This window comes from Flavobacterium sp. (assembly GCF_043760115.1).
In the GTDB taxonomy this organism is placed as follows: Bacteria; Bacteroidota; Bacteroidia; order Flavobacteriales; family Flavobacteriaceae; genus Flavobacterium.
Genome location: NZ_JAYUPK010000163.1, coordinates 1 through 12,228 on the forward strand (window position 1 = coordinate 1; position 12,228 = coordinate 12,228).

Here is a 12,228-nt window from a genome sequence, read left to right on the forward strand (position 1 = left end):
AAGAAACTATATTTCACAAGACAATTGAAAGAATGATGAAAGAAATGCCTATTTATCAAAATCAAATAATACAGAAGCTAAATATATAACTCAATAAAAAAAATTAAGGAGTTATGAGAAATAGAATACTTTTAATAATGTTGATGTTAATGAATATAACATACAGTCAAAATACAAATACTTCTCTTGGAAATGTTTCAATGCCAAATTTTACACCACCATCACCATCAGCTTTTGAATTTACAAAATATGGAGATATTCCAGTAAATGAATTTTCTGGAATGATAAATACGTCAATTCCTTTATACGAATATAAAGCAGGAAATTTAACAATGTCAATTTCATTAAATTATGCCTCCTCTGGAGTAAAAGTAGATCAATCTGCGACTTGGACAGGTATAAATTGGGTTTTAAGAACAGGAGGATTAATTACTAGAACTATAAATGATTTAGCAGATGAAATTCCTTCTCAAAGAATAATTTTAAATTCTGTGCCTTTAAATTCAGGAGCCGATGGATCACCAGAAGCTATCTATATAACTGGGATTCTAAATAGTGTTATGATTTTTGATACAGAAGCTGATATATTTAATTTTAATTTCAATGGATATTCTGGTAGTTTCTTTTTAGACAATAATCTTGTACCAACTTTAGTTAAAAATGATTCAGAATTAAAAATTGAAATAGTTGGAACTCTTTCGCAAAGTCAAGCTTTTATCATAACATCTCCAGATGGTGTTAAATATTATTTTGGAGGTAGTAATGCAATTGAATTTGAAACAGGAACTAGTCAAACTCCTTGCTCATCATGTGGTAGTGCAACCGCATATCATTTGACGAAAATGGAACATCCAATAAATGGAACAATTTTATTTGATTATGAAACAATTTCAGGATCTGCTGCTTTAATTGCAAAATCTCAGAATTATGGGATAATGACTGAATGCACAATGGGTGAAATAAATGAATGTACTCCTTTTCCTCCACCACCAGAAACTTATCCAGAAAAAACTATAATTACTTATACAGGAGCAATACGAATATTAAAAAAAATTCATAGTCCAAGTTATAATTTTTTTATTGAGTTTATTACTCAAAACACTAATTTAGCTAATGCACAAAGAATATTAAGTAAGATAAATATTAAAAAATTTGTAAGTGAAACTGAAAGTGTTTTAATAAAAGATATTTTACTAGAATACATAAATTCTAATTCAACTAATTCTAAAGAAAGATTTTTTTTAAGTAAAGTTTCAGTTAGTAAGGATATAGCCATTCAAAACAATCTAAATAATAAATATGATGAGTATTCTTTTATTTATGAAGATCCATTAGGACTGCCAGATAGACTTACTTATGGTCAAGATTATTATGGTTATTTTAATGGTGTTACTAATAATATTTCATCTCTACCAGAGTTAAATTTTCATCCATTTAATTCTGCAAATTATAATTTTTCAGCCGCAAACAGAAGAGTAAATTTTAATTATGCAATAAAAGGAACTCTAGTGAAAATTATATATCCAACTAAAGGATATACTGAATTTGAATATGAAGGAACTCCAGTTAAAGAAAAATCTTATACTCGTTATCAAGGTAATGCATCACTATCTTCAACAGGAGCAAATTTGTCTAATAATCAAGTTCCAAGATATGATACTGAATTAGAAACTCAAATTAACTTTCCACCAGTATTTGAGACCCAAACTGTAACCATTGCTTTAAATCTTTCAACAGATTCTGAATGTTATGAAAATTATCATAATAAAAGAGTAAGATTAATTATTACAGATGTTACACCCATAACTCTTGGCACTTTACCATTGCCACCAACAATATTTCTTCAAAGTTTAGGAATGACAACTGGTAATACAGTTTTTAAATCTTTTACTTTTGTACAAAATAGACAATATACTGTTAAAGTTGAATTTCTTAATGAATCTGTGTCTTGTAGTTCTCCTTTTAATACTAGTTTTAATTTTCAATTGTATTCAGGTTATACAATAAAAGATGGAAAAGGTATTAGAATTAAAAAAGTTACAAGCCGACCAAGTGAGAATGAAACTTCTTCAATAAAAAGATTTTATTATGTTCCTGCTCAAAAAGTTGCAACATATCTTAATCACGAAAATGTAAGTTATGAACATATACCAAGATTATTATCTTATGGAATGTTAAACTTTAGAGGAAAACATAAGTCAGGATTAGGTCCAGTAGAAACTCAAGTATGTGTTTGGAATTTTTATACCTATCAAGCATATTATACTTATATCAACTCGAATGCGGTACAAAATTGTTTCAATGTTGATGACAACCAAGAAGTTTATAAAGTTGTTACAATAAGTTATGGAGGAGATAATTTTGAAAATGGTGGTACACAAAAAATATTTAATAGGTATAGTAGTGATTTTGGAAGTATTGTAACACCATTAACATTACCTCAATTTGAAACAGAATTTTATAGAAATAGATTTTACAATAAACTCAATAATAATGGTACACTTAGTGGAGAAATCTCTCAACAAATAGATTTTGAAAAAAGAAATAATACACTTTATAAAAAAAGTCAAAAAGATTATTTTTATGATAATCCTAATGAAAATATAAATAAATTTTATATTAATTTGGTTGGAAAAGAAGTTTATAGTCAAATGGAATTCCAACCAGGTACAGATGAAGGAACAATTTCTTCTAATTATTTTATAAAATCATTTTTAACAACATCTTATAATACCAAATTAAAATCTGTAAATGAAGCAACTTATTTTAGTGATTGTCTTGTTCCAGAAATAACAAATTATAATGTATTTGAAGTTGATACAGCTTTTGAACAAATACCTGATGATCTATCGGTAAAAAAACTAACCACAACCCAAACCTATACCTACAACAATTACAGAGGTTTACCAACAGAAGTTACCACAACAACTTCTAATAGTGGCGAAATTAACACAACCAAAAATTATTACGTAAATCAAAATGCAGACATGACTGGTTTAACTAATGCCCATGTTTTTGCTTTTGCTAAGTTAATCGCACAAAACAATGTTGCATCACCAATACAAGTGGAGCAATATAAAAATGGTGATTTACTTTCTACTCAACGAACGTTGTTTAAAACTTGGAACAATAATCCAGAGATGGTATTGCCAGAGATTATTCAAACTTCTAAATCAGATCAACCGTTAGAAGATAGAGTGTTGTTTACAGAATATGATGCAAAAGGAAATCCGTTAGTAGTTTCTTTAAAAAATGGAACTAAAACTAAATATTTTTATAACACAAATAATCAAGTAATTATAAAAGTTGAAAATTATACCGCTTCATTAAATATGCCAGATGTGCCAACTTACACAGATCATAACGCATTTCAAGCGTTATATCCAACTACTATGATTTCTATTTATAATTATGACGCTATTACCAATCAAATAAAAACTATAATTGCACCTAATGGAAACAGAACATTTTATGAATATGATGCACTTCACAAGTTGAAATACATAAGAGACAAAAACCAAAATATAATTCAAGAGTTCGATCAAAATTACAAACCACTAATCCAAAACTAATGAAAAAAATACTATACCTTTTAGTTTTTATTCCACTACTAGTTTTGGGACAAACAACTACAGAAAATTTTACCAAAGTTACTACTTATAAAGTTGAAACTAATACAACTATCGCCAATCCAACAATTGAGCAAGCAACGCAAGTAGTTACCTACTTTGACGGTTTAGGAAGACCAATACAAACTGTTGCCAGCAAACAATCATCACTTGGTAAAAACATTGTAACACCAATAGAATATGATGTTTATGGCAGACAAGTAAAAGAATATCTGCCTTACACCACACAAACTGATGGTCTAGAATATGAACCAAATGCTTTACACGATATTCTTGGTTATCCAGAATATCTAAACCAAAATCCTTTTAGTAAAAAGTTTCTAGAAGCATCACCACTAAATAGAGTTTTAAAACAAGCTGCGCCAGGAATATCTTGGATTGGTAGTGAAACAGACAACAACGATCATACTGTAAAATTTAATTATCAAACCAACGATTCCATCGAAGTAAAACGTTTTAAGGTATCAGCAGATTGGGACAATACCAGCCAATTGTATACAACAACTTTTTCAGATGATGGTTTTTATGAAAAAAATCAATTATATAAAACCATAACCAAAGACGAAAACTGGATACAAGGGCATAATGGCAACAATACAACCCAAGAGTTTAAAGACAAAGAAGGAAAAGTTATTTTAAAACGAACATTTAATAGTGACGAGGCACACGAAACTTATTATTTATATGACAAATACGGAAATTTAACTTATGTATTTCCACCCAAAGTTGATATTACTAATGTAAATGACCAAGCTTTAAACAATTTATGTTACCAATACAGGTATGATGCAAGAAACCGTCTAGTAGAAAAAAAACTACCAGGAAAACAATGGGAGTTTATTGTTTATGATAAACTAGATAGAGTAATTGCAACTGGTCCAAGTATTCCACCAAGTGGTCCAGCAGGTTTTAATACTGGTTGGTTGATAACTAAATATGACGCTTTTAGCAGAGTAATTTACACAGCATATTTAGAAAATGGTAGCTCTAGAATTGACATGCAAACAAATGCTAATAATGCTACAATTTTAAATGAAACTAAAACTACTAACACTCAAAGTGTAAATACTATTTATACAAATTCCGCATTTCCAACAATTACTCATGGTTTATTTGTGCTTTTAACCCAAAATTATTACGACGATTATGTTTTTCCAAATGCACAAACAGCACCAAGTAGTGTTTTTACAGCACCAATAACTACATATACTAAAGGTCTTGCAACAGGAAGTTATGTAAATGTTTTAATTGAAATAGAAATTCAGTATGGCGAAACCACAACAGTATATTATGATAAAAAATTTAGACCAATTCACACTTACACAGCCAATTATTTAGGTGGTTTTACCCAAACACAATCTAGATTAAACTTTCAAGGTCAAGTATTAGAAACCCTAACACTTCATAAAAGAGCAACTAACGGAATGCCAATACATGTTACAGAAAGGTTTGAATATGCCAACAACGGACAACTAGTAAACCATTTTCATAAAGTAAACGATGGAATATGGGAATTACTTTCGCACAACGAATATGACGAATTAGGCAAACTAGTAACCAAACGAGTTGGCGGAACAGACATTACCACATTTACTGGCATTCAAAAGGTAGATTATACTTACAACATTAGAGGTTGGTTAACAGGAATAAATGATATGTTAAGTCTAGCTCAACCAAGCGCACCAACAGATTTATTCGCTTTTAAAATAAATTATGATGAGGTACAATACACTTCTGGTGATGAAGTAAAACCACTCTACAACGGCAACATATCAGAAACCTTTTGGCGCACCTCAAGCGACAATATGATACGCACTTACGGTTACAAGTACGACAATTTAAACCGATTGTTAAATGCCTATTTCTTAAAGCCGAACTATGGAGTAACCAGTAGTTATGATGAATACTTAACTTATGACAAAAATGGTAATATTATGACTTTATATCGTAATGGAAGTTTTGAAACCTCGCAAGATGTAAACATAAATATAGACAATCTAACCTACACTTATGAAGACCAAAGCAACAAACTAACAACAGTTTTCGATGCAACCAACAACCCAAACGGTTTTAAAGACGACGTAACCACAGGAAACGACGACCCAACAACAGATTACGTTTACGACGATAATGGAAATATGATTTATGATGAAAATAAACATATTTCAGAAATATTTTACAACCATTTAAATCTACCAACACAAATAAATTTTGGAGGCTTAGGCACAATTACCTATCTTTACGATGCAACAGGTAGAAAAGTAAAAAAAGTGGTAAACGAAACCCAAAATAACACAACCACAGTAACCGATTACCTAAACGGTTTTCAGTATAAAGACAACATTTTACAATACTTTCCAACGACAGAAGGTTATGTAAACTTTGTACTTGACCCAGTAATTGCAGACAAAGGAAAATACAGTTACGTTTACAATTACACCGACCATTTGGGCAACATAAGATTAAGTTACGCCATAAACCCAGTAAATAATTTACTAACCATAGTAGAAGAAAACCATTATTACCCATTTGGATTAAAACACAGTGGTTACAACAGTGGCAAACAAATTTTTGAAATAGTTTTAGAACAATTAAAATTAAAACCAGCACCGCCTTATTTTAGAAATGGTAATAATTATAAGTATCAAGGACAAGAACGCCAAGAAGAGCTAGGATTGAATTGGGATAGTTTTAAATGGAGAAATTATGATCCTTCACTGGGCAGGTTTATGAGTGTCGACCCACTATCAGAGAAATATAGTAAATGGACACCATATGCTTTTGCTGGTAATCAAGTAATACATTCACGAGAACTTGAAGGACTTGAACCAGAAAATGATTTAAGTGGTGATGAAAGACAAAATTATGATTCAGAAAATCATGCTCCAGGTTTTGGTGGGGTTATGACTGACCGTGAACATTATCAAGATGCTGCTCCAATGGGTGGATTACTAGAAAATGTATTTATTGGAGGTTTAGATGATTTTTCTAGAGCCGATGAAAGCAACGGTTATGATAATGGAAGATATAGTGAACAAGAAGACTTTGATAATGACAATGATGGTTATAACAAAGATGATAGAATTAATAATGAAAAAGCATTGGAAGAAGTTGCAAGCAATTTTCAGGAAATAGGTACATTTATTTCTTTAGTTGGCGTTGGTCTCTCCTTAACTGTAGTAGGCGCACCAGTTGGTACTTTGTTGATGGCTGTAGGTGGAGGATTATCATGGGGTGGTATTGCAATAGAATTTACAGAAGATGCATTCGATGGACATGACGGTATGGATTGGGGAAACCATATTATGAATATTGGTTCTGAATTAATACCAGGTTATTATGATGAGTATTTCGGAAATGGAACAGATGAAATTGTTAAAGGATTTGATAATTTAGCAATTGAACTTGGAGCTGCAGGATCTGACTGGTGGATGGACAAAATGTCAGAATTACATAAAAATTAATAAAAATGAAAAATTTTCAAGAAATAATTCCATTTGTAATTTGTTTTATTGTATGTGTTATTTTAATTTATTACAGTTATATCAATGAGAAAAAAAATAAATATAGTGAACGAAATGGATATACTAAAGTAAATAGTTTGAAAAGAATTGGTATTTTATTAACGATTGCAATAATTTGTATTTTTAAAGTAATAATTGAATTAATTAAACTTTAACCAACTCCGCAAAGTGTTCTTATTAAATCTGCCGGCTCTTATTAGTTATGGTGGTTATACTTATTCAGGTCATTCAATAGATACCATGATTGAAGAAATGGATGGTGGCGGAATGTACAATATTCTCGGCGAACAAGAAGACGATTATCGAAGTAATCAAAGAACTGGTAATGAAGATGATGGCTATATCGAAGTAAGTGAAAGTCCGCGTTATTTTTAACGATTTAAAATTAATTAATTTATGAAAAAAATAATTATCAGCATTTTATTAATTACACTCTATGGATGTAATGGGCAAAATGGTATATTAAAAGAGTTTAGATATTCTAATTTTGAAACTACTGTTGCTAAAGATTTAGCTTATGCTATTAGAGATGATAATGCTGAATTAATTAAAAGTAGTATAAGCGAAAAAAATGTCCCAATGGATATTTCAGACCCGCAATACAAAATGAGTTTACTAGCATTATCCATTGCAAATAACAAAAAAAATGCCTTTATTGCTTTACTTGAAAACGGAGCAGATGTAAACCAGCGTTTTGGTATTGTAAATCAGTTTAATGCTTTGTATTTAGCAATAGATTATTCTAATATCTATCAAGATTGTAATGATTTTTATATCAAAGAATTACTCAAGAGAGGCGCAAGAGCAACACCATTAGAATATGTAACTACTAAAGGTCAGGAGGTTGTGTTTTCACCATTGTTTGAATCAATATCTGAAACAAATTCAAAAGGCGAGAGATGCATTGAAATTTCAAAATTATTATTAAAGTATGGTGCTAGCTTGAACGAAGAAGAAACTGACGCAATAGGAGATAACAAAATTGGTTTAATAGAGCATTGTTTAACATTAAAAAATCTTGATTTTTTAGAATATATGTTGAAAGAAAAGAAAATAAAAGCACCAAAAGTTGCAATAATATATGGGGATATTGATCCAAAAACAGAAGTGAAAATGACAATCACAGAAGCATTGGAAAGTGATAATTATACTGATCTTATAAATGATGAAATTAAAATTAAAGCAAGAAAAATAGTAAGATATCTTAAAGATACTAATCAAAAATAATATGGTGATGTTTCAAAGTTAATGATAAAAGAATTATTAAAGTTAACGTATTGTTAATCAATTGAAAATTTAAATTTATAAAAAAGACAAGCTGTATGAGTTTGTCTTTTTTACTTTTAAAAACCCAGCTCTACGAAGTATGAAAATCTCTAAGAAGCGCTGCGATGGTTTCTTACCTCGCAGCAACAATAATAATTCAAAATAATTACTAAAACCACTTTATAACAGCAACATATCAGAAACCTTTTGGCGCACCTCAAGCGATAACATGATACGCACTTACGGTTACAAGTACGACAATTTAAACCGATTATTAAATTCCTATTATCAAAAACCAAACACAATGTTACCCAGTTACCGCGCGAATCTTTTCGCGTGTTTTTTTGATAAATAAATAATTATAACTTTAAGAGTAAAGCAGAAATAATAAGTTTCATAATTAAATATAAGAAAGAATTGTGTTTAAACCAGAAGATTATAAATAGATTAATAAATAATATTGTGTTGGAGAAAATTATAGTTAGTTGATGTTGTAGTTTTTAACTATTTAGAACCACGCGATTGGATTCAAGCAGTAGCTTTAGAAGAATTTATTTCGCACCATTTTTATTGTAATTTAGTTTAACTTTCTAAATAAATAAGCTTTACATTAATTTTCTAGCCCAGATTGAAGAGAAAATCTTTTCTTTAAACTTTTTTGTTTAAAGAAAAATTGTAACGGAAAGCTGGAATTGCCATTGTTGAAAATCCCAAGCCATTTGCTTCAAAAAAAACACCAACTCATTTAAGAATTGATGTTTTAGAATTAAATTTTTACTTTTTTTAATTAAGAATTTCAACCTCAGTTTGGTTTCTAAAAACCAATTCGCCATTGAAACTATCTAGTAAAATAATACTGTCTGTTCCTACTTTTCCGGCCAAAATTTCTTTAGAAAGTTGGTTTAAAACTTCACGCTGAATAACACGTTTTACTGGTCGCGCACCAAATTGAGGATCAAAACCTTTCTCAGCAAGATACTCAATTGCTTCTGGCGTTGCATCCATTGTAATGTTTTGCTCAGCCAACATTTTAATAACATTTTTCAATTGAATGCTTACAATTTTATTAATATTGGCTGCCGTAAGTGGCGTAAACATAACAATCTCGTCTATTCTGTTTATAAATTCTGGTCGAACAGTTTGTTTTAATAATCTAAGAACTTCAATTTTGGCAGCTTCGGTTGCGGCTTCTACACTGCCTTTTAGGTTTTCAAACTTTTCTTGAATAATTCCACTTCCCATATTAGAAGTCATAATAATTATAGTGTTTTTAAAATCGGCCAAGCGTCCTTTATTGTCGGTCAATCTTCCTTCGTCTAGCACTTGTAACAGAATATTAAAAGTATCTGGATGTGCTTTTTCAATTTCGTCTAATAATATTACAGAATAAGGTTTTCTACGAACTGCTTCGGTTAATTGTCCGCCTTCATCATAACCAATATATCCTGGTGGCGCACCAACCAAACGGCTTACACTGTGACGTTCTTGATATTCGCTCATATCAATTCTTGTTAGTGAATTTTCATCATCAAATAAATATTCGGCAAGTGCTTTCGCCAATTCTGTTTTTCCAACTCCAGTTGTTCCTAGAAATAAAAACGTACCAATAGGTTTTTTCATGTCTTGTAATCCTGCACGACTTCTTCTAACAGCATCGCTTACTGCTTCAATTGCTTCTTCTTGACCTACAACTCGTTGATGCAATTCGTCTTCTAATTTTAATAATTTTTCTCGTTCACTTTGTAGCATTTTTGTTATCGGAATTCCGGTCCATTTTGCTACAACTTCTGCAATGTCATCACGTGTAACTTCTTCTTTTATAAGCGAAGTTCCATCTTGATTTTCTTGCAATTGTTTTTGTAAAATGTTTAAATTTTCTTGTGCGTCTTTTATTTTTCCGTAACGTAATTCGGCTACTTTTCCATAATCGCCATCGCGTTCTGCACGTTCTGCTTCGGCTTTAAAATCTTCAATTTCTTGTTTTATGTTTTGAATGTTATCTACAACATCTTTTTCAGATTTCCATTTGGTAAAAATTTCGTTTCTATCTTCTTTTAAATTGGCTAAATCTAAACTTAGAATTTTCAGTTTATTTTTGTCATCTTCTCTTTTTATAGCTTCAATTTCAATTTCCAATTGCATAATTTTTCTGTCTAGAACATCTAATTCTTCTGGTTTAGAATTAATTTCCATTCGCAATTTTGACGCAGCTTCATCAATTAAATCAATAGCTTTATCTGGCAAAAAACGATTGGTAATGTAACGTTGCGATAATTCGACAGCAGCGATAATCGCATCATCTTTAATTCTAACTTTATGATGCGTTTCATATTTTTCTTTAATACCACGCAGAATAGAAATGGCACTTTCTGTATCTGGTTCGTCAACTATAATTTTTTGAAAACGTCTTTCCAGTGCTTTGTCTTTTTCAAAATATTTTTGATATTCGTCTAATGTTGTTGCGCCAATAGCACGAAGTTCGCCACGAGCCAAAGCAGGTTTTAAAATATTGGCTGCATCCATTGCACCTTCACCGCCACCAGCACCAACTAATGTGTGAATTTCATCAATAAAAAGTACAATATCTCCATCGGACGATGTAACTTCTTTTACAACTGCTTTTAGTCGTTCTTCAAATTCGCCTTTGTATTTTGCACCAGCAATTAACGAACCCATATCTAACGAAAAAATAATTTTATCTTTTAGATTTTCTGGAACATCGCCATCTACAATTCTGTGCGCTAAACCTTCGGCAATGGCTGTTTTTCCTACTCCAGGTTCACCAACAAGTAAAGGATTATTTTTAGTTCTTCTAGTTAATATTTGCAATACTCTACGAATTTCTTCATCTCTACCAATAACTGGATCAAGTTTTCCTGTTCGTGCTAATTCGTTTAAATTTTTGGCATATTTATTCAATGCATTATAAGTTTCTTCGGCTGATGCAGAAGTTACTCTTTCTCCTTTTCTAATTTCTTGAATTGCTGCTTGTAAATCTTTTTCGGTTACGCCTTGATCTTTTAAAATTTGAGCTACTTTACTCTTAGATTTAAAAATCGCTAATAGCAAATGCTCAATAGAAACATACTCATCATTCATTTTCTTGGCGATGATGTTGGCTTCTGTTAAAGTGGTATTTGCATCTCTAGAAAGCATAATTTCGCCACCAGAAACTTTTGGAAAACTTTGAATTGTGCTGTCTAAAATCTTTTTAAACAAATCAATATTTACGTTGAGTTTGTTTAAAATAAAAGGTGTTACGTTTTCATCAACATCTAGAATTCCTTTAAAAATATGTTCGTTTTCTAGTTGTTGCTGACCATAACTTTGCACAATTTGCTGTGCATTTTGCAATGCTTCTTGCGACTTAATTGTTAAGTTGTTAAAGTTCATATATTTTTTTAATTTGTAATAATGTTGTTGATTATAATTCGTCAATTTATAGTCCAATAGTAAATAGAAGACAAAATGACCGAAAAGAAGTTGAATTTGTTATTAAATTTACGACAAAAAGTCGGATTGAATGCCAAATTCTTAATTTGTTTCACAATAAATTAAAAAAGAAATAGTTAATACAATAAACTATATCTTGAAAAAATTAAAATTTATTATTGCAATTCTATTTCTAATTTCATGTAACGAGAGTAAAAGTCCATTAGATAAAGTAGCTTATTTAGATGTAAAATTAGGTATTCCAAAACCTGGCGAATGGCTTAATGAACATAAAGAAAACGGACAAAGTTTTGATAGTTATTGTAATAAAAATCCAGTTTCAGTTTCTGATGAGAAAAATGTTATTTACATTCAAC

General features: G+C 30.5%; 5 protein-coding genes and 1 pseudogene. 5 read left to right on the forward strand and 1 reads right to left on the reverse strand.

Features of this window, described 5'->3' with window-relative positions:
• The first annotated feature begins 113 nt into the window (after positions 1-113).
• The 4 genes from ACH2BC_RS13915 (at position 114) to ACH2BC_RS13930 (ending at position 8,380) form a co-directional block, all read left to right on the forward strand.
• Complete coding sequence (locus ACH2BC_RS13915) at positions 114-3,572, forward strand: hypothetical protein (protein WP_395054668.1); 3,459 nt, start codon at positions 114-116, stop codon at positions 3,570-3,572.
• On the forward strand, positions 3,572-7,093 hold the full coding sequence (locus ACH2BC_RS13920; RefSeq protein ID WP_395054670.1) for a DUF6443 domain-containing protein: 3,522 nt from the start codon (positions 3,572-3,574) through the stop codon (positions 7,091-7,093). Before ACH2BC_RS13915 ends, ACH2BC_RS13920 begins: the two co-directional genes overlap by 1 nt.
• A 300-nt stretch (positions 7,094-7,393) precedes the next feature.
• Positions 7,394-7,528, forward strand: a complete 135-nt coding sequence (locus ACH2BC_RS13925) for a hypothetical protein (RefSeq protein ID WP_395054672.1) — start codon at positions 7,394-7,396, stop codon at positions 7,526-7,528.
• A gap of 21 nt (positions 7,529-7,549) precedes the next feature.
• On the forward strand, positions 7,550-8,380 hold the full coding sequence (locus ACH2BC_RS13930) for a hypothetical protein (protein WP_395054674.1): 831 nt from the start codon (positions 7,550-7,552) through the stop codon (positions 8,378-8,380).
• Positions 8,381-9,202: 822 nt separating this feature from the next.
• Here ACH2BC_RS13930 and clpB read toward each other — a convergent pair.
• A complete protein-coding gene (gene clpB, locus ACH2BC_RS13935; RefSeq protein WP_395054676.1) occupies positions 9,203-11,812 on the reverse strand; it encodes an ATP-dependent chaperone ClpB in 2,610 nt (869 codons plus the stop codon).
• 196 nt (positions 11,813-12,008) lie between these two features.
• Between clpB and ACH2BC_RS13940 the strand changes: the two are divergent.
• A pseudogene (locus tag ACH2BC_RS13940) lies at positions 12,009-12,228 on the forward strand (hypothetical protein); the annotation flags it as partial.